Source organism: Bradyrhizobium sp. LA2.1, from assembly GCF_040547725.1.
Taxonomy (GTDB): domain Bacteria; phylum Pseudomonadota; class Alphaproteobacteria; order Rhizobiales; family Xanthobacteraceae; genus Bradyrhizobium; species Bradyrhizobium barranii.
In genome coordinates, this window is record NZ_JBEPQI010000002.1 from 192212 (window position 1) to 218385 (window position 26174).

A 26174-nucleotide genomic window follows, 5' to 3' on the forward strand; every position below is an offset into this window, starting at 1 on the left:
GTCGATCACAGCCGCAGCACCTTGCCCGGATTCATGATGTTTTGCGGATCGAGCGCGCGTTTGATGGTGCGCATGATGTCGAGTTCGGTCTTCGAGCGGTAGTGACTGAGCTCGTCGAGCTTGTCGATGCCGATGCCGTGCTCCGCCGAGATCGAGCCGCCCATCGAGGTGATGAGATCGTTCACGGCCCGCGTGATGGCGGACGAATATTGGGTCAGCGTCTGCTGATCCATGCCTTTGGGGCCCATGAACGAGAAATGCAGATTGCCGTCGCCGATGTGCCCCAAAGGATAGGGGCGAATGGTCGGGAGAATGTCGAGCACGGCCTTGAGCCCCTGGTCGATGAACCCGGGAATCCTGGAGATGGCCACCGACACGTCGTAGCTCAGTCCCGGCCCTTCGGCGCGGGAGGCCTCGGCGACGCTTTCCCGGATGCGCCACATGTTGCGCGATTGACCGACCGTCTGCGCCAGTGCCGCGTCGAGCACGCGGCCGGCCTCGAGCTGATCAGCGAGAAACTGCTCCAGCTTCTCGGTCATGCCCTCGGTCCCGTCCTGTCGGGCCCGCGAGGACGACCATTCGAGCAGGAGGTACCATGGCGTGTCGGCCTTGAGAGGATCCTGGGTGCCGGGAATATGGCGCAGCACCATGTCGATGGCGCTGCGGCTCATCAGCTCGCAGGAGCCGACATTGTCCCCTGATGCCGCATGGGCTTCGGACAGGATCTCCAGCGCCGCGCGCGGATCGCGGATCGCCAGCCACGCAGTGCAGATGTCCTTCGGCGCGGGCCATAGCTTGAGGACGGCCTTCGTGATGATGCCCAGCGTTCCCTCGGCGCCCATGAAGAGGTGCTTGAGGTCGTAGCCCGTATTGTCCTTCTTGAGCGCACGCAGTCCGTCCCAGACGTCCCCGTTGGCCAGCACGACTTCGAGCCCCAAGACGAGATTGCGGGCATTGCCATAGCGGAGCACCTGCACGCCGCCGGCGTTCGTTGAGAGATTGCCGCCGATCATGCATGAGCCCTGGGCGCCAAGGCTGAGTGGCAGGAACCGGTCGTGACGGCTTGCGGTCTCCTGAAGCGTCTGGAGAACGCAGCCGGCCTCGACCGTCATCGCGTAGCCGACGGCATCGACATCCAGCACGCGGTTCATGCGGCCGAGCGACAGCACGATACCGGTGTGCGCCGGCCAGGGCGTGGCCCCGCCCATCAGACCGGTGTTGCCACCCTGCGGCACGATCGCGACGCCGTGCTCGTGGCAAAGCCGGACCACTTTCGAGACTTCCTCGGTGCTGCCAGGACGAACGACGGCGCCGGCGCCGCCAACCAGCAATCCGCGCCAATCCGTCACGAACGGCTGCTTGCCGTGCTCGTCCTCGATCAGGCCCTTCTCGCCGACGATCGCGCGCAGCGCACCGCGCATCCGGGCGGTCAAAGGAGCGGTCGGGATGGTGGGTAGGGAGGACGGGAAGGCAGCCGGCATTTTGTTTCCCCTGGCGCATCTTGGTGTGCACTGCGCACGTAACGTGCGGGGGTATTCTCCACGTTTGCGGCGGGGAGTCTAATGGCAATATGTCTCGAAGCGGGGGACCGTGGACGAACGCGTCGAGCAGCTGCCGTCACCGACGGCGCTTGGTCTCGGCCGAGCGGGATCCTAGTGGATGATCTGGTTCAGGAAGCCCTTCGCCCGTTCCGTGCGCGGAGCCCGGAAGAATGTCTCCGGATCCGCCTCCTCCAGGATGCTTCCGCGATCCATGAAGACGACCCGATCGGCGACCTCGCGGGCGAATCCCATCTCGTGTGTCACGCAGACCATCGTCATTCCATCTCGCGCCAGCTCGACCATGGTGTCCAGCACTTCCTTGACCATCTCGGGGTCGAGAGCAGATGTCGGTTCGTCGAACAGCATGATCTTGGGCTGCATGCACAGCGCCCGCGCGATGGCGACGCGTTGCTGCTGGCCACCCGACAATTGCGCGGGATACTTGTCCGCCTGATCCTGGATGCGGACCTTCCGCAGCAAGCCGAGTGCGCGATCGCGCGCTTCCGCCTGCGAGATGCCGCGAACCTTCATCGGAGCCAGCATGCAGTTCTCGGCGACCGTGAGGTGCGGAAAGAGGTTGAAGCTCTGAAAGACCATCCCGACCTCGCAGCGCACGCTGTTGATGTCGGCCATGCGGTTGCTCAATTCGACACCGTCGACGACGATCCTGCCGCCGTCGTGTTTCTCGATATGGTTGATGCACCGGATGAGCGTCGACTTACCGGAGCCCGAAGGACCGCACAGGACGATCTTCTCGCCCTTGCCGACCCTGAGATTGACGTCGTTCAGCGCATTGAATGCGCCGAATCGCTTCATCACGTTCTCGACGAGGACGATTGCACCGGGCTGCGTGGCATTGCTGACAGTCGCTTGAGGCATGTTCGTCTCCCGAATACGAGGCCGTTTGGTATCCCGATGATCATCGTGCTGTGGCAAGGCCATATCGCTTGCGAAGAGTGGCGACGCACTGGGAGGCCACCGAACTGATGGCGAGGTAGGCCACCGCGACGACGAGGTACATCTCGACGAGACGTCCATTGAGCTGTGCGAGCTTGGAAGCCGCGCCCAGAAGATCCGTCAACGACAGCACGTAAACGAGAGACGTGTCCTGAAACAGGATGATCGTCTGGCTCAGGATGATCGGGCTCGCCACGCGAAGGACTTGCGGCAGGACGACATGGCGGTAGGTGTCGTAGGTCGACAGCGCGAGCGCCTGGCAGGCCTCGAACTGCCCCTTGTTCACGGCCCGCAGTCCGACGCGGATGATCTCGGAGTAGTAGGCGGCTTCAAACAAGCCAAAGGTGATGAACGCCGTGTAGGTCGCCCCGATCGGGATCGGGCGGCCGTTGCCGCTCAGGTGCCCAAGCACGATCGGCACCAGGAAGAAGAACCAGAAGAGGACGAGGATCAACGGGATCGATCGGATGATCGCGACGTAACCGCGGACGATCTGCGCGAACACCGGGACCTCGAAGTGCTGTACCAGCGCAAGACAGGTTCCGAGCACCATGCCGATGGCGAATGCGGCCGCCGTGAGCGAAAGCGAGAAGAGCAGGCCCGACCAGAGATAAGGCCACGACTGCGCGACGATCGAGAAATCGAGGGTATTCATTTCACGGTCTCCATGGCGCCAGGCAGAGCGCTGCCTTGCTGCATGTCGGCGGCGAGATCCTGTTCAGCAGTGAGCTTCACCGGGGCGCTACCCGGAATCCTGACGGCCTTGTCGATGAGCGTCATGATCTGATACGCAACCAGCGCCAGGCAAAGATAGATGATCGTCGCCGCGCCGAATGCCGAGAATGTCTGGAACGTTGCCTCGCTGATCTGGCGCGCCTGTGCGGTCAGCTCCATCAAGCCGATCGTGAGTGCGACGGAGGTGTTCTTGTATATTCCCATCACCTCGCTGGTGAGGCTCGGCACGATCAGGCGCAGAGCCTGCGGCACGACGACGTAGCGATAGGTGAGGTGGCCGCTGAGGCCGAGAGCGTTGGCGGCCTCAATCTGCCCCTTCGGAAGCGCTTCGATGCCGGCCCGGACCTGCTCGGCTATCCGAGACGCCGTGTAGAGTCCGAGGCAAAGGAGTGCCGGGAAGAACGATGCCCAAGGCGGCGGCATCTGCTTGATGGCGTTTCCGAGCGCGGTCGGCACCACCTCCGGGAAAACGAAGTACCAGAGGAACATCTGCACCAGGACAGGGATGTTTCGGAATATCTCGACGTAGAGCCGGGCCGGAATCGAGACGAAACGATTCTGGACCGTGCGGCCCACGCCGACGAACACGCCGATACCGAAGGCGATCCACCAGCCGAAGAAGGCCAGAGCCAGGGTCCAACCGAGACCCGACAGAAGCCAGTCGATATAGCGCTGGCCGTCTGCCGCCTGTTCAAAAAGCACTCCGAACATCGCGAGCCTCCGGGTTGCAGGTGCGGACGAGGATGACCTTCCGGGACGATCAGCTCCGTCAATCAGTCGACGGCATCGCTGGGATGTGCGATCCGCTCCATCAACTCATCGGTGAGCGGGAATGCGAGGTTCTCACCCTTGGGCGGGATCGGCCTGGTGAACCATTTCGCGTAGGTCTTCTCGAATTGGCCGGATGCCATCTGCTTGGAGAGAACGTCGTCGACGAGCTTCTTGAAGCCGGCGTCGCCCTTGGTGAACATCAGCCCATAGTAGATCTTCGCGTAGCCCTCGGAAAGGAACAGGAGCGCGTCCGGATTCGGCGCCGCAGCCTTGAGCCCGGCGAGAAGGATATCGTCCTCCATGAAGGCGACGGCGCGGCCGGTGTTTAGCATCAGGAAGGACTCCGCATGGTCCTTGGCCTGGACGATGTTGAGGCCGAGCTGCTCCTTGACGTTGACGCTCTGCGCGAAACCTACCGCGTTGGAGCCTTGCGTGGCGACAACCGTCTTGCCTTTCAGGTCGCCGGCGGTCTTCACGCCACTGGCGGCCTTGACGAGCCAGCGCGGCTGGCTGACGAACGTTGCGACCGAAAACGAGACCTGTTCCTGCCGCTTCTTGTCGTTGGCTGTGCCGCCGCATTCGATGTCGACAGTCCCGCTCTGGATCAGGGGAATCCGGTTCGAGGAGTTCACGGGCGTGTAGTTGACCTTCAGACTGGGCAACTTCAGCTCATCCTTGATGCGATCGACGATCGCCGCGCAGAGATCGAGCGAGAAGCCGATCGGCTTCTGATCCGGCCCGAGGTATGAGAACGGTATCGAAGCCTCACGGTAGCCGATCGTGATCGAGCCGCTGGATTTGATCTTGTCGAGCGTCGGGCTGTCGGCTGCCGCGGCCGGGCTTGCGTTGACAGCCAGGAGCGCCGGGAGAAGTCCCAATAGCTGAACGAGCGTCTTCATGGTTCTTGCCTTCCCATCGTTTGTCAGATTCAAGCTGCGACGGACGGGCGTCCGAGCCCTCGCCGGCGGATGACGTCGATCAGCCGATCGATGTCGGTGGCGGTGTTGAACATGCCGAGCGAGACGCGAATGCCATCTCGTTCGGGCGACACGCGCACGCCGTTCTCCTCGAAATGGCCGAGCCAGTCTGCCGCGGGCAGGGCGATGACGTAGATGTGCGGAGCGCGATGCTTGCGTTCGCGCGGACCGACGAGGCGGACGCCCAGCTCGTCCAGGCGCGCAATCAGGTGATCGCCGAGATCGAAGCAGTGGTTCTGGATGTTCTGCACCCCGATCTGCTCGATCATGTCGAGCGAAGCACCGAGGGCGTGGACTGCGGGCAGATTGAAGTTGCCGAGCTCGAAGCGCCTGGCGGCCGGCGAGGGCGCCATCCTGTCGGCACGCGCGATGAGATCGCTCGGGATCTCGGCGAGGCTCGCAGCCGCCAGATAGGTCGGCTCGAGCTCTTTGAGCGTCTTGTCCCAATAGAGCAGCCCGAGCCCTTGCGGAACCAGTAATCCCTTGTGGCTGCCGGAGCCGATGAAGCTTGCGCCGATCGCCTTGGCGTCAACAGGCACGACTCCGATGGCCTGCATCACGTCCACCACGAAGTGGAGCTTGTTCCTGACGCACATCGCGCCGACGCTCTCGATGTCAAAGCGGTGACCGGCGTGAAAAGTCACATGCGACATCGAGATCGCACGCGTCCTTTCGTCAATGAAGGGAGCAAAGCTGTCGGCGTCGACGACTTCCGTCATCGGGATGAAGCGGACCTCGACGCCTTTCCGTTGCAGATTGAGGAACGCGTAGGCGTTGTTCGGGTGATCGCCGTGGATCATCAGGACGTTGTCGCCGGCCTGCAGCGGCAGTGCGTTTGCCGCAATGTTCATGCTCTCCGACGTGTTTTTCGTGAAGGCAATCTGATCCGCCGTCACGCCGAGAAAGCGGGCGACCTTGGCACGGGTCTGCTCGACCCGATCGAGCCAGATGCTCTTCGGACCGGCTGTCTCGAAGCCCTCGCGCAGGAAAAGCTCGATTGCGGCCTTCACGGGACGCGCGAGCGGCGTTTGAAACCCGGAATCCAGATAGACCATCCGTTCGACGGCGGGGAATTCCTTCCTCACGGCGTCCACGTCGTAATGACGAGACATGCACATCTCCTGTTGAGCGCGCCGGCAGAACTTGGCTCCCGGCCAAGCGGCGGAGCGCGATTTTCGGAACGGCGAGACCGCACTGCACAATTTCTGGTCAATCGCCGGTGACGCCAAGAATATGAGCTTTCAGGATTTCGACAATCTATTATGTCGAATTTCAATAGGTTTTATTCCGAAAAATGATAATATTCGGCGTTGATCTTGATTTCACTTCCAGTTTTGGCCGGGTGGGAAATGACGAAGCGAATTGGGAAGGAAGGACCGTTGGATCGGGCTTTCGCGATCGTTCGGCATGTTGCCGACCAACGCAAAGCCGTCTCGGCCGCGGAGATCGCAAAGGCTCTTTCGCTGCCGCTTCCAACGGCACACAGGTTGATCGGAAACCTCGAAGACCGCGGATTGCTTCAGAAGGCGTTGGGTACCAAGCGGTACGTTGTGGGAAACCAGCTCGTCACGCTGTCCGCCACCGTCATCGGCGCTGCATTTCGCACTGCGCGGCGGCACGCGGTGCTTCGGGCGGTCGCGGGAGAAATCGGCGAACAGTGTGAGATCGGCGTCGTGCGCGACAACGTCGTTGCCTATGTCGACAGCGTTCGCGTTTCGGAGCCGCAAGGTCTCCAGTTCAATCCGGGAGAAGCGGCGCCGTTACACTGCACGTCGACCGGAAAGATCTATATGAGCAGACTGCCCCAGCGGATCCGGGCGAAGCTGTGCCGCGCGCTACCCCTGACCAAGTTCACCGAAACGACGATCGTCGATGTCCACGCTCTGATGAAGGTTCTCGAGGAGACGCGACAACGCGGCTGGGCCAAGACAAACGAAGAGTACGTCAAGGGGGTGGTGGGGTGCGCCGTCCCCATTCTGTCACCGGATCGGGAGTTGATCGCTTGCCTCGGCGTCTCTGTACCGGTGGCCCGCGTGAGCTTCGCCGAACTGGACCGGTTCATAGCGCCGCTTCAAAAGGCCGCCGCTCTGCTATCCGACACCATTCTGCAAGTTGAAGACGACGATGGCGCAGATGCCCGATGACGGCATGATGCCTTGGCCTCTGTGCCATAGCCGTCCTTAACCAGACCGACGTGCCTGCTGCGCGGTGACGCTGCGCAGCCCACCGGACGCACCCGCCAGCGCCGGCGTTGAGGCCGTATCGACCGCACCTGAGGCCGCTTACCCCTCAATCTCTGCGATCGCGTTTAACCGACGTTAATGATGTCTTCTCGATATGGAACATCCCACTCCGTTGCACTCCCTGTTTGTGGATTGCCCGTAAGTGTTGATTAAGAAGGCCATATCCATATTCCAGCCTGCGATTGGCGGGCTGACCGGCAGCGGTAATCCCACCGGTTGCCCCGATCAAAAGACTTTAGGAATTGCTCTCTGCCGCCACGACGGCAATCAGGATGAAGGTCATGCTCCGCCGGGTAGTGCTCCGTTTCGCAAGAGACCGGAAGGCCAACATCGCCGTTATCTTCGCCCTCACGATGGTGCCGATCGTCTTTCTCCTGGGCATGACGCTCGACTACACGCAGGCCGTCCGCAAGCGGGAGCAATTGAACGCAGCCGCCGACGCGGCCGCGATCGCAGCCGTGCGGCCGGCGATGCTGACCCAGACCGACAAGACGGTCGTCCAGGCGACCGCCGCAGCCGTCTTTGCAGCGAAGGCGAATCTTCCCGGTCTGACGGCGACGCCGACGCCGACCATCACCGTCACGGATTCCGGCCTCGCACGAAGCATCACGGTTTCGTACACCGCGCAGTCCGTCAATAATTTCCCCAGCGTTCTCGGCAAGCAGACCTGGGACGTCTCTGGCTCCTCAACGGCGAAGGCGTCGAGTGCGCCCAACATGAATTTCTACCTGCTGCTGGACGACTCGCCGTCGATGGCGCTTGCCGCGACGCAGGCCGACATCACCAACATGATCGCGGCCACGAAGAACCAGCCCAGCTACGCGAAGAATTGCTCGTTCGCCTGCCATGAGGCGCGTCCCAACAACGCAACTGCCAGCTCGACGAACAAGGACAATCTCACCGTCGCACGCGCAAACAACATCACGCTGCGCATCGATCTCGTGACCAACGCCGTTACGCAATTGCTGAAGGGACCCTGGACGTGCCCGCAGGCGGGTGTGACGGGCGGCGTCATGCAGTGCATGTCGGCGCTCAACAACACGACCTACAAGGCCGCCATCTACACCTTCGACTACGCCCTCAACACGATTCAGGTGCTGACCACGCCGGACACCGCCGCCACGAAGATCAACAACATTCAGCTCCTGACGGTCGACCACCAGAACTGCCCCATTGTCGATAGCAAGGGCAACTGCACCTACACCACCGACTACGGCACGGATATCTCGGGCGGGCTCACGGGCGTCAACACCGTGATGCCTGCGCCAGGCACCGGCACCAATCAGGCGGGCGATACGCCGCAGGAAGTGGTCTTCCTCGTCACCGACGGCGTCGAGGACAAGCTCATCCCGAAGACGGGGGGCTCCTGCGACCCCAATGCCACCTATGCGCTTCCGACAGCCAACTCGACGACCTTGCGGTGCCAGCAACCGCTCGACACGACGGTCTGCACGACGATCAAGAACCGCGGCATTCGCATCGCGGTCCTCTACACCGAGTATCTGCAGCTGAGCGACAGCTGGTACACGAGCCGCATCTCGCAGTTCAACAATCCATCCTCGTCAACCGGCACGATCGCGACACGGCTGCAATCGTGCGCATCGCCCGGTCTGTATGCGAGCGTGCAGACAGGTGGCGACATTTCCGCGGCGCTGACCAACCTCTTCATCAAGGTTGCGTCCAGCACGGCCAGCCTCGTGCAGTAGGGAAGGCGCCATGACCCGACAGGTCACGACAACGAAAAGACGCCGCAACCGCTGCGCCGCCTTCGCCGGCGATAGCCGCGGAGCCACGGCCGTCGAATTCGCGCTCGTTGCCGCGCCGTTTCTCGCCCTCATCATCGCGCTCATCCAGACGTTTCTGGTTTTCTTTGCCCAGCAGATGCTTGAAACCGTGGTGCGCCAGTCGGCGCGTCTCGTCATGACGGGGCAGGTTCAGTCGGCGCAGATGAACCAGGCGGTTTTCAAGCAGAAGGTCTGCGATCAGATCGTGATCCTGTTCAATTGCAGCGGTCTGATGGTCGACATGCAGGTCGCAACGTCCTGGTCTTCCGCGAGCACGGCGACGCCCACGCTGACCTTCGACGGCTCGGGCAATGTGACCAACAGCTGGCAATACAATCCGGGCGATTCCGGCGATATCGTCGTTCTCCGCGTCATGTATGTCTGGCCGGTCGTGCTCGGGCCGCTCGGCTTCAATCTCTCGAACCTTAGCAATGGCAACCGGCTGCTCATGTCGTCCGCCGCGTTCCAGAACGAGCCAGGAGCTACCTGATGATCTCCGCCCTGTCGTCTCGCGCTCGGCAGATGTTGACCGATGTACGCGCTGTTGCAGCGACGGAGTTCGCCATCGTGACGCCGTTCATGCTGGTGCTCTATGTCGGCGGCGTCGAGCTCGGGAACGGGCTCGCCATGAACGTCAAGGTCAGCGCGACTGCGCACAGCGTTGCCGACATGATCTCGCAGAACACGGCCGTCACGTCGACCCAGATGGACGGCATTCTCGCTGCGGCGAGCTCCATCATGGCTCCCTATCCCATCAAGAACGGCAGCACCTCGCTGATGACGATCACGGTCTCCGAGGTCTCGACCGACAGCAATGGCAACGCGACGGTGCAATGGAGCAAGTCGACCAGTACGTCGGGGGCGAGGGCCGCCGGTCAGCAGATGACCTTGTCGTCCTTTACCGCGCCGGGCGGCACCAGCAATGCCAACATCTCGCTCATTCTGAGCGAGGTGTCCTACGACTACGCGCCCAACCTCGGCTTCACGATCGCCGGCACGGTGAAGCTGTCCGACAGCTATTACCTGTTCCCCCGCTGCTCGACGAACACCCCCGCCACGTCGAGTTTTCCCTATTACGACGTGAAATATCCGGCGGCGAAGACCTGCACCTGCGTGCAGCACTTGCAGCAGAAGACCTGTTAGTTTCACGGAACGCGGTCCGAAAGAAGCCGGATGCCGCTGAGGCACGCTTCTGTCCCGATTTCCTCCCCTGAGCGCAATTGCGCACCGGGCCGGATGACATTGGAGTAAACGCTTACGCCGCCACAGTGGCGCGGTCGAGCGCTGCGATCAGCTTTGCCGCGATGGGATGGTCGGACCGCGGATTCTGGCCGGTGATCAGCTCGCGGTCCTCGACGACGTAAGGCTCGAAGTCGACGGCGCTTCGGCTGACCTCGGCACCCGCAGCTCCCAGCGCGTCCGGCATGGTGAAGTAGATCTTGCCGTGCAGGAACTGCTCCTCGATCGGTATCTCTTCCGAGGCCGTGAACACCGTCATCTTGTATCCCGCATATTGCCAGCCCTTGCCCAGCTCCGCGACCTTGGCCTTGTCGCCGGCGATCAGGGCGGCGCGATAGGCCTTGGCGTCGGGCAGGGCGGCCAGAGTTGCGATCGGTCCGTGGCAGAGCAGCGCCGTGATCTTCTTCCGTTCGTGGAAATATCGCAGAATCTTGCCGAGCTCGGGATCCTGCATGAGGTCGACGACCGGGCCCTGCCCGCCGGGGACAAAAACGGCGGCGTATTGATCCAGTCCTCCGTCCACGATCGCGCGCAACGTATGGACGTTGGTCATCGCCGGGTCCTTGTCGAAGAAGTCGCGTCCCCGCCGGTAGGCCTTCTCGTCGCCGTCAAAATGGGCCGCATGATCGGAGGCCGGATCGATGTACGGTTGCTTGCCGTTCGGCGTCGCCAGCACCACCTCGTAGCCGGCATCGATCACGGCCATCGCCGGCACGACGGTTTCATTGAGGTATTGGCCGGTCGGTCCGGTGCCGCCGCCCTGGATTTCGATACGGGTGGCATTGGAGCCGACAACGAGCACTTTTCCTTTGGACATGGTGTCTCCTGCGATTTGCTTGATCGTCTTGCGGTTAGAACTTCATAACAATCCGGCCGACGCGAACGGCAACCTGACGCGACGACCGTTCTGGCGTTTCAAGCAACGACTGGAGCAGATCGGGCGGAGCACGCCGCTTCGCTCCGCAAGCTCGCCCCGAAGGCTCCTGCGGAGGGAATAATCTGTCGCTGCCGAAGAAGTAAGCGGCTTCGCTGATGGCGCGCAAGCCAGCCTCCCAACGTCATTCCGCGCGCAATTTAGGGGATGCAGCGTAGTCTGACCATGTGGCGCGATCGGCCTGGAGCGGATGCATCGTGCGATTTTGCAATGATGACATCATGCTCCTGTTTTGCCCGACGAGTCAAGTTTACTTCGGTAAAACGTAAGTCATTGATCCGCCACGCGCCGGCTACTGTGCATGGGGTTGTTTTCGCAGTTTTTGTTTGGAGCAGCCCGCGCGGGGTGCTTTACGCGCTCTCCGTCTCCCGGTGCACGTCGTGCACCACGAGGCCCATGCCTTCGTCCGGCATCTTGATCCAGTCGCGGCGCTTCAGCGTGCGCTTGGTGTCCTCGTAGCCGCTTGTCCAGTGCTCGCGCATCGAGGTGCCCGAGAATTCGTGGTCCTTGGCGTCGCCCTCATAGGCCTTCTGCTGGTAGATCAGGTGCAGGATCGCGATCTCGGGCATGTTGCGCAGGCTCGTCTTGAGGCTACGATCCTCGTCGGAGAGTTGCTCGTCCGGGATTTTCGCCAGCGCCTTGTAGAGCAGAACCTTGAGGTTGTGGGTGCGGCGGTAGACGTCGGTGTTGTGGCGCGTGCGCGAGGAATACATGATGTCCTTGTGGCGGGCCATCACGTCCTGGATCGAGCGCGGCAGCACGCCCCGTGCGCTGAACAGGTCGACCTGGAACACCAGCGAGTTGAGGGCGTCCTCCTGGTCGAGCAGATGCTGGAGCGGCGTGTTGGAGACGATGCCGCCGTCCCAGAAATGATCGGTGCCGATCCGCACCATCGGCAGCGCCGGGGGCAGGGCGCCGGAGGCCATGATGTGCTCCGGCTCGATCTCGTCATGGGAATTGTCGAAATAGATGAAGTTGCCCGAGAGCACGTTGACCGCGCCGACCGCGAAACGGACCTTCTTCTCGTTGATGAGGTCGAAGTCGACGAGCTCCAGCAGGCTCTCCTTCAGCGGCATCGTGTCGTAATAGCTGGTGGCGGTGCGCGCGCCGACCGGGCTGAACCAGGGATTGACCTGGTGCGGAGTGAAGAAGCCGGGCTGGCCCATCGCCGAGGTCATCCACGCACTGGTGAGATTGCGCCACTGTCGGAAGATGTCGCCGTCGGGCGTGTAATGCCAGATCTTGCGATTGGTGATGCGCTCCCAGAAGATGCGCAGCGCTTCCAGCCGCTTCTCCGGCTTGTTGCCGGCGATGATGGCGGAATTGATTGCACCGATCGAGACACCGCAGACCCAGTCGGGCTCGATGCCGGCCTCGTGCAGCGCCTGGTAGACGCCGGCCTGGTAGGCGCCGAGCGCGCCGCCACCTTGCAGCACCAGCGCGACGCGGTCGCAGCGTTCGGGGCGCCAGCCCCGTGCGGGAGGCTGATGCGTCTGATGAGCCGGTTGCGACGTGCGGGCGTCCATGGGTGCCTCCTAGCGTGGACCAAACGATTGCGTCCGGCAGTGACGGCGTGATGACAATTTCAGCGCCGATGCATCGTCCGCATGCAGGCCGACCGCAGCGGGAATGGCGGGAGGTCGTGCGCCTGACGGAAATCCTTCACATCGTAGTCAATGACCGCGGCTAGCAATTTGCGGTCCAGGCCTGACGCCGCCGGGCGGGCATCACACACAGGAGATCAGGATGCGCAGGGAAGACGTGCTGAGACTTCCGTCCATGCCGGCGGCGGGGCCGAGCTATCCGGCCGGGCCCTATCGCTTCGTCAACCGCGAATTCCTCGTCATCACCTACGAGACCGATCCGGAGCTGATCCGCGCCGGCCTGCCTGAGCCGCTGGAGCCGATCGACCAGCCGATCGTGCATTACGAATGGATCAAGATGCCGGACTCCTCCGGCTTCGGCAGCTACACCGAATCCGGCCTCGTCATTCCGGCGCGCCTCAACGGCGAGGAGGTCAATTTCGTCTCGCAGATGTATCTGGATGATGATCCGCCGATCGCGGCGGGCCGCGAGATCTGGGGCTTTCCCAAGAAATACGCCCATCCCAAGCTCGAGATCGTCAAGGACACGCTGACGGGCACGCTGGAATATGCCGGCCAGCTCGTCGCCATGGGCACGATGGGCTACAAGCACGAGAGCATGGCCGGCAACGGCGATCGCACCCGTGCGACGCTGTCGAAGACGCAGATCAATCTGAAGATGATCCCGGGCGTCGACGGCCGTCTCGAAGTCTGTCAGCTCGTCGCGATCAACCTCATCGACATCGTGCCGAAGGGCTCCTGGATGGGGCCCGGCCGGCTGCATCTGGTGCCGCATGTCAACGCGCCGGTCGCGGATTTCCCGGTTCGCCGCTGCCTGGGCGCGCACCACTACATCGCCGATCTTACGCTGCCGTTCGGCCGCGTCGTGCACGACTACGTCAAGGAGGCCGAGGCGGTGGCCGCGACGGGGCTGGCCGCGGAGTAGGGCGGCCATCATCAAACTGTAACAAAGCCGTAATTGAGTACCCGTGAGAGGTCCGGAAGATGCCGTCAGCCATCTTCCGGAAGCGGGGCATTTGTTGACGGTTGGGGTTGGCCATGGCTGAGCCGGCGAAGCTTGTCAGCGCGATATCGGATTCCGTGCCCGCCATTCCCGGACTGGTCTGGGCGTTCCGGCTGCACGGCGACGGCAGTGCCGAGGCGCTGCCGATCGACCAGCCGATCGAGTTCAGCCATGACGGCCGGCTCTGGCTGCATTTCAACCTGACCGATGCGCGCGCACGGCCCTGGATCGCGGCGTCACAGCTGCCGCCGCTCGCGCGCGACCTCCTGCTGTCCAACGACACTTTCCAGCAGCTTCACGTCATCGACCATTGCGTCTACGGCGTCTTCTCCGATCTCGTGCGCGACATCGACAGCGCGACGGAAGAGACCGCGTTCCTGCGTTTCGCCATGACCGAGCATCTTCTCGTCAGCGGCCGGCATCAGGCGCTATGCTCGGCCGATGCGACGCGCCGCGTGCTCGAAGGCGGCTACCGCGTCGACAACGTCGCCCATCTCCTGGAAAAGATCGTTGACGAGGTCGCCGACACACTGGACCGGATGGCGGACAAGCTCGGCCAGGAGATCGACGACATCGAGGAACGGATTTTGGCCGACGACGCCAAGCCGGAGATGCGCCGCAATCTCGGCCGGCTGCGCCGGACCTGCGTCAGGTTGCATCGCCAGCTCACCGGCCTGCGCGTGCTGTTCCACCGGCTCGATCAGAAGAACACCGATCATCTCGCGCCGGCCTTGCGCATTCACGCCGGCAAGCTGGCGCAGCGGCTGGACGGGCTCGATCACGACATCGTCGAGCTCCGCGAACGCAGCCGCCTGCTCGAGGAGGAGCTGCGCTTCAAGAACGAGGAGGAGAGCAACCACCACCTCCACACGCTCTCCATCGTGACCTCGCTGCTGCTGCCGCCGACCCTGATCACCGGCATCTTCGGCATGAACACCAAGGGCCTGCCGCTCACCGATGTCGAGAGCGGATTTCTCTGGGCGGCGCTTCTGATGGCCTCGTCGGTGGGGGCGGCCTATCTGTTCATGCGGCGCACGGGTATCTTCAGGTAGCGTACGCAGCCGGTATCAGCCGTGATCGGGACGTCCTACAGATTTCCGCTGCGAAATGCGGCCGCGATAGTGCTGGCCTCAACGGTGGCGAGCACCGGCGCGCTCGCCGGCGCCAAGGACGAAAGCGCGGCAGCATGGCTGGCGCCAAAATGGTTCAACGAATGGCATGACGGGCTCGCCAACAAGGGCCTGAATTTCGGCGCCACCTACATCGCCGACAACATCGCCAACGTCTCCGGCGGCGTGAAGCGCGGGGCCATTCATTTCGGGCGCCTCGATCTCTCGGTTGATGCCGATCTCGACAAGCTCGTTGGCTGGACCGGCGGCCGCTTCTACGCCAATGCGTTCGTGATCTACGGCCAGGGGCTGAGCCGCAACTATGTGATGAACCTCGCCACCATCAGCGAGATCGAGGCACTGCCGGACCAGCGGCTCTACAACGCCTATTTCGAGCAGAGCTTCTTTGGCGACCGCCTGAACATCAGGGCGGGCCAGCAGGCCGCCGACGTCGAGTTCTTCGACAGCCAGACCGACGACCTCTTCATCAACGGCACCTTCGGTTGGCCCGCGATCAAGGCGAGCAATCTTCCGGCCGGCGGCCCGGCACCGCCGATCGCTGTGCCCGGCATCCGCATCAAGGCGGCGTTGACCGAGAACATCACTGCGTTCGGTGCGGTGTTCAACGGCGATCCGTCAGGTCCGGGCGATCAGGATCCGCAGCTGCGCGACCATCATGGCCTGGCGTTCCGCGCCAACGATCCGCCGTGGGTGATCGGGCAGGTCCGCTTCAACTACGACATCGATATCGGCGGCCGGCCGCTCGCCGGCAATTTCACGCCGGGCGCCTGGAAGCATTACGGCTCGTTCGACAGCCAGCGTTTTACGGCGGAGGGGTTGTCGATCGCCGATCCCGGCGGAAGCGGTGTGCCTGCAAGACTTCGTGGCAATTACGGTGTCTTCGCCGTCATCGAGCAGGTGCTCTATCGCCCGCCGGAGGTGAAGGACAACACCACGTCCGCCTCGATCCCGGGCGTCACCGCGTTCGGCCGCATTGCCTACAGCCCGCCGGACCGCAATCTGATCGACCTTTACGTGGACGGCGGCATCGGCTTCGTCGGCTTCACGCCAGGCCGTCCGCTCGATCGCTTTGGCGTGGCGATGGCCTATATGCGGATTTCGAACACCGCGCGCAATCTTGATCTCGATACGCAGGCCTTCACCGGCATCCAGAGTCCGGTGCGCAGCAACGAGACGCTGATCGAGATGATCTATGAGGCGCATATCAAGCCGGGCTGGCTGATCGCGCCTTACTTCCAATACGTGTTCCGCCCCTCCGGCGGCATCCCCAATCCGAATGATCCGACCGGCGTTTCGCGGATCGGTGACGCCGCAGTGTTCGGCGTCACCACCACGATCAGGTACTAGGCCATCGCCGGCTTCGGCTCGGCCTTGGGTTGCCGCGATAGCGCCAGCACGATCAGCGAGGCGAACACGCAGAGCGCGCCGGCGATGAAGAACGCGGGCAGGTAGCTCTCATAGACCGTCCGCGAGAAACCGGCGCCGAACGCCGCGGTGCCTGCGCCGAGCTGATGGCCGGCGAAGATCCAGCCGAACACCAGATTGGCGCGCTCGGGCCCGAACTTCTGCGCGGTGAGCCGCACCGTCGGCGGCACCGTGGCGATCCAGTCGAGCCCGTAGAACATCGCGAAGATCGATAGCCCGTAGAACGAGAAGTCGCTGAAGGGCAGGAAGATCAGCGAGAGTCCGCGCAGGCCGTAGTACCAGAACAGGAGGTAGCGGTTGTCGTAGCGGTCCGACAGCCAGCCCGACATGATAGTGCCGAAGAAGTCGAAGATGCCCATCGCGGCGAGCAGGCCTGCCGCCTGCACCTGTGGGATGCCGAAATCGAGGCACATCGGGATCAGGTGTACCTGGACGAGGCCGTTGGTCGACGCGCCGCAGACGAAGAAGGTCGCAAACAGGATCCAGAACGCGCGCGACTTCGAGGCGTCGCGCAGCGTGCCGAGCGCCACGCCCGTGATCGAGCCATGGCTGACCGGCGGGGCCGGCAGGGGCTCGGTGCCTTCGTCGCCGAACGGGCGCAGGCCCACATCGCTCGGCCGGTCGCGCATCGCGAGGAGAACCGCCACGGCGGAGACGCCGAGCGCGATGCAGACGAAGCCGAGCGCGAGCCGCCAGCCGTAACGTTCGGTCAGGCTTGCGAGCAGCGGCAGGAATACGAGCTGGCCGGTGGCGACGCTCGCGGTCATGATGCCGACGACGAGGCCGCGCCGCGCGGCGAACCAGCGCGTCGCTATGGTGGCGCCCAGCACCAGCGCGGTCATGCCGGTGCCGATGCCGATCACGACGCCCCACAGCAACACGAGCTGCCAGACTTCAGTCATGCCGAGCGAAAGGACCAGCGCCGAGACCACGATGAGCTGGGCGGTCAGCGTGACGTTACGCAGGCCGTAGCGGTTGAGCAGGGCGGCCGCGAACGGCGCCATCAGCCCGAACAGGATGAAGCGGATCGACAGCGCGGAGGAAATCTGCGCCGTGCTCCAGCCGAACTCGTGCTGAAGCGGGACGATGAAGACGCCGGGCGCACCGACCGTGCCGGCGCTGATCAGCGCGGTGAGGAAGGTCACGCCGACCATCACCCAGCCGTAGTGGATGTTGCGGCGGCTGAGTGTCGCCGCGAGCCAGTTCGAGATCATTGGGCCTCAATGTTTGATGGGCAGGCTTTGAGACACCTGCACGAGCTTGCAGAATGGCACGGAACGTGTCTGTCGAAAATGACAGAGTTCCCTCATTTTCGGACGTGTCTAGGTCAGTGCGTCAGACGCTCCACGGCGATGGCCGTGGCTTCACCGCCGCCAATGCAGAGTGCCGCAACGCCGCGCTTGAGGTTTTGCGCCTCGAGCGCGTGCAGCAGCGTCACGATCAGCCGCGCACCGGTGGCGCCGATGGGATGGCCGAGCGCGCAGGCGCCGCCGTTGATGTTCAGCTTCTCGCGCGGGATGCCGAGGTCGCGCTGCGCCGCCATCGCCACCACGGCGAAGGCCTCGTTGATCTCGAACAGATCGACGTCGCCGGCGCTCCAGCCGATCTTGTCGAGGAGCTTGCGGATCGCCGGGATCGGCGCCGTCGTGAACCATTGCGGCTCCTGGCTGTGGGTGGCGTGACCCTTGATCTCGGCAATTGCCGGCAGGCCGTTGCGATCAGCCAGCGAGCGCTTCGTCAGCACCAGCGCGGCGGCGCCGTCGGCATTGGCGGAGGAGGCGGCCGGCGTGATGGTGCCGTTGGCGCGGAACGCCGGCCTCAATCCGGGGATTTTCGCAGGATCGACCTTCAGCGGATGTTCGTCATTGGCGACGATGCGCGGGCCCGCTTTCTCGGTGAGCGTGATCGGCGCGATCTCGGCCTTGAACGCGCCGCCCTCGACCGCCTTGCGCGCGCGGCTCAGCGTCTCCATCGCGTAGGCATCCTGGTCCTTGCGGGTGAACTGATACGCCTCCGCGGTGGCCTCGCCGAAATCGCCCATGGAGCGGCCGGTCTCATAGGCATCCTCCAGCCCGTCCATCATCATGTGGTCGATGATGCGGTCGTGCCCGGCGCGGTAGCCGCCGCGCGCCTTGGCGAGCAGATAGGGCGCGTTGCTCATGCTCTCCATGCCGCCGGAAACGACGATCTCGGCCGAGCCGGCGCGGATGATGTCGTGCGCCAGCATGGTCGCCTTCATGCCGGAGCCGCAGACCTTGTTGACCGTGGTCGCGCCCGTGGCGTCGGGCAGGCCGGCTGCGCGCGCCGCCTGGCGAGCCGGCGCCTGGCCTTGTCCGGCCGGCAGCACACAGCCCATGAAAACTTCATCCACCTTCTCGGGCGCAAGCTTGGCGCGCTCCAGCGCGGCGTTGATCACATGCGATCCGAGCTTGTGTGCCGCCAGCGGCGACAGCTCGCCCATGAAGCGGCCGAGCGGGGTGCGGGCGGCGGAGACGATGACGACGGGATCGGTGGCTTCGGCCATGATGAAACTCCCAGCGATGACGGAAAAGATTATGGTTATCATATGATGCGGCGCAAAAAATGCAACCGCGACCGGCATGAGAAATTGTCGTGGGTCGGATGAGATTTGGTCGTTCGATTGGAGGAGGGGGGCGGCTTGGGCTGCGGCTAGGGGGGCGGTAGCCGCCACACCAAACACTGTCATCGCCCGCGAAGGCGGGCGATCCAGTACTCCGAGACAGCTGTGATGAATCGAGGGGCCGCGGCGTACTGGATGCCCCGCCTTCGCGGGGCATGACACTGTTTTTGGATTACCTCTTCCTGTTCACGAAAGCCTGCATCAGCCGCGTCGGCTCGTCCGTCAGGAATGACTCGCCGAACACCTTGACGCTGAGATTTACCGACTCCGTCAGCGGTAATTCCTCCCATTGCCGCAGCAGCGCCTTTTGCGACCGCAGCGCCTCGGGGCCGCATTCGAGCAGCGCCTTCACGACGTGTTCGACCTCGGCATCCAATCCGCCCTCCGGCGCGACCTTGTCGATCAGCCCCCAGGCCAGCGCCGTCGGCGCGTCGATGTTCTCCGCGGTCATCACCAGCCAGCGGGCGCGGGCCCAGCCGATCAGGCGCGGAAGCAGGGCGGCGTGGATCACCGAGGGGATGCCGACGCGGACCTCCGGCATGCCGAAATGCGCATCATGCGCGGCGACCCGGAAATCGCAGGCGGCGGCGACTTCGAGGCCGCCGCCGAGGCACCAGCCCGGCATCCGCGCGATGACGGGGGCCGGGAATTGGCGCACGGCTTCGCAGAGATCGCGCAGGCGGCTGATGAAGGCTTCGGCTGACTTCTGGTCGAGCTTGGCCATCTCCTTGATGTCGGCGCCGCCGATCATGCTCTTCTCGCTCTGGCCGCGCAGCACCACGACGCGGATGCTGCGGTCAGTCGCAAGGGTCTGCAGGCCTTCGCGCACGGCATCGGTGACGGGCGAGCCCAGAATGTTGAGCGGGCCGGCGTTGCAGATCGCGACATGGACGACGCCGCGCGCATCGCGCGTCACGCCGCAGTGATTGTTGAGCATTTCCATCGGAGCATCTCGGAGTTTCGTGGACATGCGCGAGGCGCGCGGGTCGGGATCACTTCGGTGCCGAAACGCTCTGCTTGTCAAGCGGGTGAGGGGCGGAGTTGCCATGGCGAAGTTCGTGACATAGTATGACATACATCATACAAAGAGGCCGCCATGACCTGTAACGATCAACTCGACCTGTTTTCGCCCGCCCAGCGGCGTGAGCGCGTGGTGGACTGGCAGGTGCCTGCGCCGGTTGCAAAAGTAGCGATGGGGCTTTCAGGCATGGACGCGATGCTGGGAATCCGCGACGGCCGGTTGCCGCCGCCGCCCTTCGCAAAATTGATCGGTTTCACTATGGCCGTGGTCGAGCCGGGCCGGATCGTGATGGAACTTGAGCCACGCGAGGATCTCGAAAATACCATCGGCCTCCTGCACGGCGCGACCGCCGCGGCGCTGATTGATACCGCCATGGGCTGCGCCATCTCGACGCGGCTGGAGCCCGGGCAATCGTCCGTGACCCTCGACCTGAAAATGACGTTCCTGCGCCCGCTGTCGGTCCGTTCCGGGCTGATCTCGGCCGAAGGCAAGATCATCAAGCTGGGACGCCAGACCAGCTACACGGAAGGTTTCGTGCGCGACGGCAAGGGTGCGCTCGCAGTCCATGCAACTGCAACCTTTTCCATGATCGGCGCGACAACTTAACATGAATTAATGCACCGCCTGGTCCATTTCTGTGTTATGAGATGATCTCCGACATTCAATGAGACCCGCATGCGCTATTCCCGGGAACACAAGCAGGAAACCCACGACCGAATCGTGAAGAAGGCCTCCGTGCGGCTGCGCGAAAAAGGCGCTCACGGCATCGGCGTCGCCGACCTCATGAAGGAGGCGGGCCTGACCCATGGTGGCTTCTACGCGCATTTCGACTCGCGCGAGGCGCTGGTGATCGAGGCCTTTGCCTACGCCATGGACCGCTCGATGGAGCACTGGCGCAAGCAGTCCCATCAGGTTGCGCCCGAAAAGCAACTGACCCAGATCGTCGAGACCTATCTTTCGGCGCTGCATCGGGACAATCCCGGCCACGGCTGCTCTATTCCCGCGCTCGGCGCCGAGATCGCCCGCGAGAGCCCGAAGACGCGAAAGGCCTTTGCCGGAAAGCTCGACGAGATGGTCGAGATGATGACCGATTTCGTCCCCAACCTGCCGCGCAAGGCCGCGCGCAAGCAGGCGATCGCGACGCTGGCCACGATGGCCGGCACCATGCTGCTGGCGCGCATTGCAGGATCCAGCGAACTGTCGGACGAGGTGCTGAAGGCGGGCAAGGACAGCGCGCTCGATGGCGCGAAGCGCGAGCCGAAGATGGCTGCGGCGAAGAAGGCGAAGCAGAACTGAGATGCGGTAGGGTGGGCAAAGGCGCTCTAGCGCCGTGCCCACCATCTCTCCACGCCTGCAAGAGACATGGTGGGCACGCTTTCGCTTTGCCCACCCTACGAGACCGTCCTTACCGCCCCGCGAACAACGCCCGCTCGCGCTCCACGATCTCGCCGATGTAATCGGCCACCGCGCGGATCCGCGCGAGGTCCTTGCTGTCTGCGTGCATCAGCATCCAGAACGTCCGCGTGATCGATATCTCCTCCGGCAGCACCGCCACCAGCTGCGGATAATCACTCGCCATGAAGTGTGGCAGCACGGCGATGCCGAAGCCCGCGAGCGTCGAATTGAGCTGTGCGATCAGATTGGCGCTGCGGAAGCGCGCCGAAATCCGCGGCGATACTTGCGGGAGGTAGTCGAGCTCGGGGGTGAACAGCAGCTCCTCGATGTAGCCGACGAAGCGATGCTGCGGCAGATCCTGCCGCGAGGTGATCTTCGGGAAGCGGTCGAGATAGGCCGGCGCCGCATAAAGCCCGAGGCGGTAGTCCAGGAGCTTGCGGCCGACGATGCGGCCTTCCTTCGGCATGGTCAGGCTGATCGCGATATCGGCCTCGCGCTTGGAGAGACTGAACAGCCGCGCGGTGGCCACAAGTTGCAGATCGAGGTCGGGATAGCGGTCGGCGAACGGCGCCAGCCGCGGCGCCAGGAAGGCGGTGCCGAACCCGTCGGGCGCGCCGATCCGCACCGTGCCGGTCAGCCGCGCCACCGAGCCGCCGACCTGCTCCTGGTTGGCGACGATGGTCGATTCCATGGTTTCCGCGCTGTCGGCGACCCGCTGGCCGGCCTCGGTGAGGAGATAGCCGGTCTTGCGCCGGTCAAATAGCTTTGCCGAGAGGTGTCTCTCCAGCCGGTCGACGCGGCGGATCACGGTGGCGTGGTCGACCCCGAGCTGTTTAGCCGCAGCCGAAACCGAGCCGCCCCGCACGATGGCCAGCACGAAGCGGAAGTCGTCCCAGTCGATGCTACCTTGATCCAGCATTTTCGCACATCTATGGTGCATTATCTCAGACTTGAATCCTATAAAATGCAGGTCGATAGGATTTGTCAAAGCGTTCACGCTCGACCTCAGGAGATCATTCCATGCGTTCAATCGGACATTTCATCGGTGGCAAGGAGGTCAAGGGCACCTCGGGCCGGACGGCAGACGTTTTCGAGCCGATGACCGGTGACGTCCAGGCCAAGGTGGCGCTGGCGTCCAAGGCCGAGGTCCGCGCTGCCGTGGAGAACGCCCGCGCCGCGCAGCCGGAATGGGCCGCGACCAACCCGCAGCGCCGGGCCCGCGTCATGATGAAGTTCGTCGAGTTGGTGCAGCGCGACTACGACAAGCTCGCCGAGCTGCTCGCGCGCGAGCACGGCAAGACCGTGCCGGACGCCAAGGGCGACATTCAGCGTGGTCTCGAAGTCGCCGAGTTCGCCTGCGGCATCCCGCATCTGATGAAGGGCGAATACACCGAAGGCGCCGGCCCCGGCATCGACATCTATTCCATGCGCCAGCCGCTCGGCGTCGTCGCCGGCATCACGCCGTTCAATTTCCCTGCGATGATCCCGATGTGGAAGTTCGCCCCGGCCATCGCCTGCGGCAACGCCTTCATCCTGAAGCCGTCCGAGCGCGACCCCGGCGTGCCGATGATGCTCGCCGAACTCATGATCGAGGCGGGCCTGCCGGCAGGCATCCTCAACGTCGTCAACGGCGACAAGGAAGCGGTCGACGCCATCCTGGACGATCCCGACGTCAAGGCCATCGGCTTCGTCGGCTCCACGCCGATCGCGCAATACATCTACGAGCGCGCAGCCCAGACCGGCAAGCGCTGCCAGTGCTTTGGCGGCGCCAAGAACCACGCCATCATCATGCCTGACGCGGACATGGACCAGGCGGTCGACGCGCTGATCGGCGCGGGCTACGGCTCGGCCGGCGAGCGCTGCATGGCCGTGTCGGTCGCCGTTCCCGTCGGCAAGTCCACCGCCGACCGGCTGATGGAAAAGCTGATCCCGCGCGTCGAGTCGCTCAAGATCGGTACCTCGATCGATCCGTCGGCGGACTACGGTCCGCTGGTCACGCGCGAGGCGGTCGAGAAGGTCAAGAGCTACATCGACATCGGCATCAAGGAAGGCGCGACGCTTGCCGTCGACGGCCGCGGCTTCAAGATGCAGGGCTACGAGAAGGGCTTCTATCTCGGCGGTTCGCTGTTCGACAACGTCACCAAGGACATGCGGATCTACAAGGAAGAGATCTTTGGGCCCGTGCTCTCGGTCGTGCGCGCGCACGACTACAAGGAAGCGCTGGCGCTGCCGTCGGATCATGACTACGGAAACGGCGTCGCCATTTTCACCCGCGACGGCGATGCCGCGCGCGACTTCGCGGCCAAGGTCAATGTCGGCATGGTCGGCGTCAACGTGCCGATCCCGGTGCCGATCGCCTATTACACTTTCGGCGGCTGGAAGAAGTCGGGCTTCGGCGATCTCAACCAGCACGGCCCGGACTCGGTGCGCTTCTACACCAAGACCAAGACGGTGACTTCGCGCTGGCCGTCCGGCGTCAAGGAAGGTGCGGAGTTCTCGATCCCGCTGATGAAGTAACCCTCTCAAGAGCGAGGCCGGGGATGCAGTTCGCTCTGAACGAGGATCAGGTCGCGGTTCGCGACATGGCGTTGGCGTTTGCGGCCGAGAAGATCGCGCCGCACGCGTTGCGCTGGGACGAGGAAAAGCATTTCCCCGTCGACGTGATGCGCGAGGCGGCGACCCTCGGCATGGGCGGCATCTACATCCGCGAGGATGTCGGTGGTTCCGCCATGACGCGGTTCGACGCGGCGCTGATCTTCGAGGCGCTGGCGACGGGCTGTCCGACCACCTCGGCCTTCATCTCCATCCACAACATGGCGTCCTGGATGATCGATGCCTTCGGCAGCGACACCCAGCGCCACAAATGGCTGCCAAAACTCTGCTCGATGGAGCTGATTGCGAGCTACTGCCTGACCGAGCCGGGCGCCGGCTCCGATGCGGCAGCGCTGCGCACCCGTGCCGTGCGCGACGGCGACCATTACGTCCTCAACGGCCAGAAGCAGTTCATCTCCGGCGCCGGCGGCACGGATCTCCTTGTCGCCATGGTCCGAACTGGCGGTGACGGCGCCGGCGGCGTCTCGACCCTCGTGGTCGACGGCAACACGCCCGGCGTCTGCTACGGCGCCAACGAGCGCAAGATGGGCTGGAATGCGCAGCCGACCCGCGCCGTGATGTTCGAGAACGCGCGCGTGCCGGTCGCGAACCGGCTGGGCGAGGAGGGCATCGGCTTCAAGATCGCGATGGCCGGCCTTGACGGTGGCCGCCTCAACATCACCGCATGCTCGCTCGGCGGCGCGCAGACCGCGCTCGACAAGGCGCGCACCTACATGAAGGAGCGCAAGGCTTTTGGAAAACGTCTCGACGAATTCCAGGCATTGCAATTCCGGCTCGCCGACATGGCGATCGAGCTCGAGGCCGCGCGCACCTTCCTGTGGCGCGCAGCGGCCGCGCTCGACCGCAAGGACCCCGATGCCACCATGCTCTGCGCGATGGCAAAGCGCTTCGGCACCGATGTCGGCTTCGAGGTCGCCAACCAGGCGCTCCAGCTCCATGGCGGCTACGGCTATCTCAGCGAATACGGCATCGAGAAGATCGTGCGCGATCTGCGCGTGCACCAGATCCTCGAAGGCACCAATGAAATCATGCGGCTCATCGTGGCGCGCAAATTGATCGAGGGCGCGCGATGAGTTCAGTGGAGGAGGGCGATCTGGTCGCCCGTGTCGAGGGCGCGGCCGGCGTGATCCGGCTCAACCGCCCCAAGGCGATCAATGCCGTGACACTGGAGATGTTTCGCGACATCGAAAAGACGCTCGACCGCTTCGAGGCCGATCCGGCCGTCGCCGTGATCCTGCTCGAGGGGGCCGGCGAGCGCGGCCTCTGCGCCGGCGGCGACATCCGCACGCTCTGGGAAAGCTCGAAGGTCAACGGTGACCTCGGCAAGATCCTGTGGCGCGAGGAATACATCCTCAACGCCCGGATCAAGAAGTTTCCGAAACCGTATGTCGCGTTCATGGACGGCATCGTGATGGGCGGCGGCGTCGGGCTCTCCGCCCATGCCAGCCACCGCGTCGTCACCGACCGCACCAGGCTCGCGATGCCCGAGGTCGGGCTCGGCTTCTTCCCGGATGTCGGCGGCACCTTTCTGTTGTCGCGCTCGCCGGGGGAGATCGGCACGTATTTCGGCCTGACCGGCCAGACCATGAACGGGCCCGATGCGATCCACGCGAGGTTCGCCGATGCCGTGGTGCCGGCGGTGAAATTGCCGGAACTGCGCGAGGCTCTGACAAGGACTCGTTCCGGGGCGACTGCGGCCGACGTGAGCAAGCTCATCAACGGTTTTGCGACCGGTGAGACCGCGGGGCCGGTCGCCGCGAAAGAGCCTGTTATCGACGCGCTGTTCGGCTTCGACCGCATGGAGGACATCGTCGCTGCGCTCAGGCGCGATGGCTCCGAGTTCGCGCTGGCGACGCTGAAGACACTCAACGAGAAATCGCCGCGCGGCATGGTGGTGACGTTGAAGCTGCTGCGGCTCGCGCGCACCGCATCGAGCCTGGAAGAGTGCCTGGTGCGCGAATATCGCGCTGCGCTGGAGGTCTTCCGCAGCGACGATTTCCGCGAAGGCGTGCGCGCGGCCGTGATCGACAAGGACCGCAATCCGACCTGGTCGCCGCCGCGCATCGAGGACGTGACGCCGGCGATGATTGCGCCGTATTTCGCCGAGATCGGCGCCGACGAACTGAAGTTCAACTAATCAACGAAACGTCTAGCGGAGGAT

The 26174-nt window shown here is 63.8% G+C and carries 24 protein-coding genes; 12 read left to right on the forward strand and 12 right to left on the reverse strand.

Features of this window, described 5'->3' with window-relative positions:
• Positions 1-5 precede the first annotated feature (5 nt).
• The 6 genes from ABIB95_RS03790 to ABIB95_RS03815 form a co-directional block, all read right to left on the reverse strand.
• Positions 6-1481 (reverse strand): FAD-binding oxidoreductase, encoded by a 1476-nt coding sequence (locus tag ABIB95_RS03790; protein WP_354237952.1) that lies wholly within the window; start codon positions 1479-1481, stop codon positions 6-8.
• A 171-nt stretch (positions 1482-1652) separates the two neighbouring features.
• Positions 1653-2420 (reverse strand): amino acid ABC transporter ATP-binding protein, encoded by a 768-nt coding sequence (locus ABIB95_RS03795; protein WP_354237953.1) that lies wholly within the window; start codon positions 2418-2420, stop codon positions 1653-1655.
• 40 nt (positions 2421-2460) lie between these two features.
• Positions 2461-3153 carry an amino acid ABC transporter permease gene (locus ABIB95_RS03800; protein ID WP_354176758.1) on the reverse strand — a complete coding sequence of 231 codons (693 nt, stop codon included), beginning with the start codon at positions 3151-3153 and terminating at the stop codon, positions 2461-2463.
• Positions 3150-3944, reverse strand: coding sequence for an amino acid ABC transporter permease (locus ABIB95_RS03805; RefSeq protein WP_354237954.1), 795 nt, complete (start codon positions 3942-3944; stop codon positions 3150-3152). The genes ABIB95_RS03800 and ABIB95_RS03805 overlap by 4 nt, the downstream gene beginning before the upstream one ends.
• A 62-nt stretch (positions 3945-4006) precedes the next feature.
• Positions 4007-4903 carry an amino acid ABC transporter substrate-binding protein gene (locus tag ABIB95_RS03810; protein ID WP_354237955.1) on the reverse strand — a complete coding sequence of 299 codons (897 nt, stop codon included), beginning with the start codon at positions 4901-4903 and terminating at the stop codon, positions 4007-4009.
• A gap of 29 nt (positions 4904-4932) precedes the next feature.
• Positions 4933-6093 (reverse strand): aminotransferase class V-fold PLP-dependent enzyme, encoded by a 1161-nt coding sequence (locus tag ABIB95_RS03815; RefSeq protein ID WP_354237956.1) that lies wholly within the window; start codon positions 6091-6093, stop codon positions 4933-4935.
• 237 nt (positions 6094-6330) lie between these two features.
• Between ABIB95_RS03815 and ABIB95_RS03820 the strand changes: the two genes are divergently transcribed.
• The 4 genes from ABIB95_RS03820 to ABIB95_RS03835 all read left to right on the forward strand — a co-directional run bounded on the left by ABIB95_RS03820 (position 6331) and on the right by ABIB95_RS03835 (position 10151).
• Positions 6331-7125, forward strand: coding sequence for an IclR family transcriptional regulator (locus ABIB95_RS03820; RefSeq protein ID WP_354237957.1), 795 nt, complete (start codon positions 6331-6333; stop codon positions 7123-7125).
• A gap of 380 nt (positions 7126-7505) precedes the next feature.
• The gene (locus tag ABIB95_RS03825) at positions 7506-8930 is read left to right on the forward strand and encodes a TadE/TadG family type IV pilus assembly protein (RefSeq protein WP_071917521.1); all 1425 of its coding nucleotides are present in this window, start codon (positions 7506-7508) and stop codon (positions 8928-8930) included.
• 10 nt (positions 8931-8940) lie between these two features.
• Positions 8941-9498 carry a TadE/TadG family type IV pilus assembly protein gene (locus ABIB95_RS03830; RefSeq protein WP_354237958.1) on the forward strand — a complete coding sequence of 186 codons (558 nt, stop codon included), beginning with the start codon at positions 8941-8943 and terminating at the stop codon, positions 9496-9498.
• The gene (locus ABIB95_RS03835; protein ID WP_028157690.1) at positions 9498-10151 is read left to right on the forward strand and encodes a TadE/TadG family type IV pilus assembly protein; all 654 of its coding nucleotides are present in this window, start codon (positions 9498-9500) and stop codon (positions 10149-10151) included. The genes ABIB95_RS03830 and ABIB95_RS03835 overlap by 1 nt, the downstream gene beginning before the upstream one ends.
• 112 nt (positions 10152-10263) lie before the next feature.
• Here ABIB95_RS03835 and ABIB95_RS03840 read toward each other — a convergent pair whose 3' ends face one another.
• Together ABIB95_RS03840 and ABIB95_RS03845 are read right to left on the reverse strand one after the other, a co-directional pair.
• The gene (locus tag ABIB95_RS03840) at positions 10264-11064 is read right to left on the reverse strand and encodes a type 1 glutamine amidotransferase domain-containing protein (protein WP_208086279.1); all 801 of its coding nucleotides are present in this window, start codon (positions 11062-11064) and stop codon (positions 10264-10266) included.
• A gap of 467 nt (positions 11065-11531) precedes the next feature.
• Positions 11532-12707 carry a patatin-like phospholipase family protein gene (locus ABIB95_RS03845; protein ID WP_071914898.1) on the reverse strand — a complete coding sequence of 392 codons (1176 nt, stop codon included), beginning with the start codon at positions 12705-12707 and terminating at the stop codon, positions 11532-11534.
• 220 nt (positions 12708-12927) lie between these two features.
• Between ABIB95_RS03845 and ABIB95_RS03850 the strand changes: the two genes are divergently transcribed.
• From ABIB95_RS03850 to ABIB95_RS03860, 3 genes are all read left to right on the forward strand, one after another.
• Positions 12928-13710, forward strand: coding sequence for an acetoacetate decarboxylase (locus tag ABIB95_RS03850; RefSeq protein ID WP_028153388.1), 783 nt, complete (start codon positions 12928-12930; stop codon positions 13708-13710).
• 113 nt (positions 13711-13823) lie between these two features.
• Positions 13824-14840, forward strand: coding sequence for a transporter (locus tag ABIB95_RS03855; RefSeq protein WP_028157684.1), 1017 nt, complete (start codon positions 13824-13826; stop codon positions 14838-14840).
• A gap of 21 nt (positions 14841-14861) precedes the next feature.
• Positions 14862-16265 (forward strand): carbohydrate porin, encoded by a 1404-nt coding sequence (locus tag ABIB95_RS03860; protein WP_354237959.1) that lies wholly within the window; start codon positions 14862-14864, stop codon positions 16263-16265.
• Here ABIB95_RS03860 and ABIB95_RS03865 read toward each other — a convergent pair.
• The 3 genes from ABIB95_RS03865 to ABIB95_RS03875 form a co-directional block, all read right to left on the reverse strand.
• Positions 16262-17557 (reverse strand): MFS transporter, encoded by a 1296-nt coding sequence (locus ABIB95_RS03865; protein ID WP_354117505.1) that lies wholly within the window; start codon positions 17555-17557, stop codon positions 16262-16264. The two genes, ABIB95_RS03860 and ABIB95_RS03865, sit on opposite strands and share 4 nt — an antisense overlap.
• 113 nt (positions 17558-17670) lie before the next feature.
• Positions 17671-18867, reverse strand: a complete 1197-nt coding sequence (locus tag ABIB95_RS03870) for an acetyl-CoA C-acyltransferase (RefSeq protein WP_354237960.1) — start codon at positions 18865-18867, stop codon at positions 17671-17673.
• 289 nt (positions 18868-19156) lie between these two features.
• Positions 19157-19927 carry an enoyl-CoA hydratase gene (locus tag ABIB95_RS03875; RefSeq protein ID WP_354237961.1) on the reverse strand — a complete coding sequence of 257 codons (771 nt, stop codon included), beginning with the start codon at positions 19925-19927 and terminating at the stop codon, positions 19157-19159.
• Between the two features lie 153 nt (positions 19928-20080).
• Here ABIB95_RS03875 and ABIB95_RS03880 point away from each other — a divergent pair, with 153 nt between their 5' ends.
• On the forward strand, positions 20081-20611 hold the full coding sequence (locus ABIB95_RS03880; RefSeq protein ID WP_354117508.1) for a PaaI family thioesterase: 531 nt from the start codon (positions 20081-20083) through the stop codon (positions 20609-20611).
• Between the two features lie 69 nt (positions 20612-20680).
• Positions 20681-21301: a TetR/AcrR family transcriptional regulator gene (locus ABIB95_RS03885; protein ID WP_354237962.1), complete on the forward strand. Its 621-nt coding sequence runs from the start codon at positions 20681-20683 to the stop codon at positions 21299-21301.
• Between the two features lie 109 nt (positions 21302-21410).
• Here ABIB95_RS03885 and ABIB95_RS03890 read toward each other — a convergent pair whose 3' ends face one another.
• A complete protein-coding gene (locus ABIB95_RS03890) occupies positions 21411-22319 on the reverse strand; it encodes a LysR family transcriptional regulator (protein ID WP_354237963.1) in 909 nt (302 codons plus the stop codon).
• 101 nt (positions 22320-22420) lie between these two features.
• Between ABIB95_RS03890 and ABIB95_RS03895 the strand changes: the two genes are divergently transcribed.
• From ABIB95_RS03895 to ABIB95_RS03905, 3 genes are read left to right on the forward strand one after another with little or no spacing between them, the layout of a single operon-like run.
• Positions 22421-23917 carry a CoA-acylating methylmalonate-semialdehyde dehydrogenase gene (locus ABIB95_RS03895; RefSeq protein ID WP_166352551.1) on the forward strand — a complete coding sequence of 499 codons (1497 nt, stop codon included), beginning with the start codon at positions 22421-22423 and terminating at the stop codon, positions 23915-23917.
• A 23-nt stretch (positions 23918-23940) separates the two neighbouring features.
• Entirely contained in the window at positions 23941-25086 is a 1146-nt protein-coding gene (locus ABIB95_RS03900; protein WP_354237964.1) for an isobutyryl-CoA dehydrogenase, read from the forward strand.
• Positions 25083-26150, forward strand: coding sequence for an enoyl-CoA hydratase/isomerase family protein (locus tag ABIB95_RS03905; protein WP_354237965.1), 1068 nt, complete (start codon positions 25083-25085; stop codon positions 26148-26150). The genes ABIB95_RS03900 and ABIB95_RS03905 overlap by 4 nt, the downstream gene beginning before the upstream one ends.
• Positions 26151-26174 lie beyond the last annotated feature (24 nt).

Excerpts from the sequence above, each read along its gene's own strand:
- ABIB95_RS03875 (WP_354237961.1), bottom strand. The coding sequence starts at position 19,927 with ATGGAAATGCTCAACAATCACTGCGGCGTGACGCGCGATGCGCGCGGC.
- ABIB95_RS03905 (WP_354237965.1), top strand. The coding sequence starts at position 25,083 with ATGAGTTCAGTGGAGGAGGGCGATCTGGTCGCCCGTGTCGAGGGCGCG.
- ABIB95_RS03845 (WP_071914898.1), bottom strand. The coding sequence starts at position 12,707 with ATGGACGCCCGCACGTCGCAACCGGCTCATCAGACGCATCAGCCTCCC.
- ABIB95_RS03850 (WP_028153388.1), top strand. The coding sequence starts at position 12,928 with ATGCGCAGGGAAGACGTGCTGAGACTTCCGTCCATGCCGGCGGCGGGG.
- ABIB95_RS03885 (WP_354237962.1), top strand. The coding sequence starts at position 20,681 with ATGCGCTATTCCCGGGAACACAAGCAGGAAACCCACGACCGAATCGTG.
- ABIB95_RS03890 (WP_354237963.1), bottom strand. The coding sequence starts at position 22,319 with ATGCTGGATCAAGGTAGCATCGACTGGGACGACTTCCGCTTCGTGCTG.
- ABIB95_RS03820 (WP_354237957.1), top strand. The coding sequence starts at position 6,331 with ATGACGAAGCGAATTGGGAAGGAAGGACCGTTGGATCGGGCTTTCGCG.
- ABIB95_RS03800 (WP_354176758.1), bottom strand. The coding sequence starts at position 3,153 with ATGAATACCCTCGATTTCTCGATCGTCGCGCAGTCGTGGCCTTATCTC.
- ABIB95_RS03870 (WP_354237960.1), bottom strand. The coding sequence starts at position 18,867 with ATGGCCGAAGCCACCGATCCCGTCGTCATCGTCTCCGCCGCCCGCACC.
- ABIB95_RS03815 (WP_354237956.1), bottom strand. The coding sequence starts at position 6,093 with ATGTCTCGTCATTACGACGTGGACGCCGTGAGGAAGGAATTCCCCGCC.
- ABIB95_RS03790 (WP_354237952.1), bottom strand. The coding sequence starts at position 1,481 with ATGCCGGCTGCCTTCCCGTCCTCCCTACCCACCATCCCGACCGCTCCT.
- ABIB95_RS03825 (WP_071917521.1), top strand. The coding sequence starts at position 7,506 with ATGCTCCGCCGGGTAGTGCTCCGTTTCGCAAGAGACCGGAAGGCCAAC.
- ABIB95_RS03865 (WP_354117505.1), bottom strand. The coding sequence starts at position 17,557 with ATGATCTCGAACTGGCTCGCGGCGACACTCAGCCGCCGCAACATCCAC.
- ABIB95_RS03855 (WP_028157684.1), top strand. The coding sequence starts at position 13,824 with ATGGCTGAGCCGGCGAAGCTTGTCAGCGCGATATCGGATTCCGTGCCC.
- ABIB95_RS03900 (WP_354237964.1), top strand. The coding sequence starts at position 23,941 with ATGCAGTTCGCTCTGAACGAGGATCAGGTCGCGGTTCGCGACATGGCG.
- ABIB95_RS03840 (WP_208086279.1), bottom strand. The coding sequence starts at position 11,064 with ATGTCCAAAGGAAAAGTGCTCGTTGTCGGCTCCAATGCCACCCGTATC.
- ABIB95_RS03810 (WP_354237955.1), bottom strand. The coding sequence starts at position 4,903 with ATGAAGACGCTCGTTCAGCTATTGGGACTTCTCCCGGCGCTCCTGGCT.
- ABIB95_RS03830 (WP_354237958.1), top strand. The coding sequence starts at position 8,941 with ATGACCCGACAGGTCACGACAACGAAAAGACGCCGCAACCGCTGCGCC.
- ABIB95_RS03835 (WP_028157690.1), top strand. The coding sequence starts at position 9,498 with ATGATCTCCGCCCTGTCGTCTCGCGCTCGGCAGATGTTGACCGATGTA.
- ABIB95_RS03895 (WP_166352551.1), top strand. The coding sequence starts at position 22,421 with ATGCGTTCAATCGGACATTTCATCGGTGGCAAGGAGGTCAAGGGCACC.
- ABIB95_RS03880 (WP_354117508.1), top strand. The coding sequence starts at position 20,081 with ATGACCTGTAACGATCAACTCGACCTGTTTTCGCCCGCCCAGCGGCGT.
- ABIB95_RS03795 (WP_354237953.1), bottom strand. The coding sequence starts at position 2,420 with ATGCCTCAAGCGACTGTCAGCAATGCCACGCAGCCCGGTGCAATCGTC.
- ABIB95_RS03805 (WP_354237954.1), bottom strand. The coding sequence starts at position 3,944 with ATGTTCGGAGTGCTTTTTGAACAGGCGGCAGACGGCCAGCGCTATATC.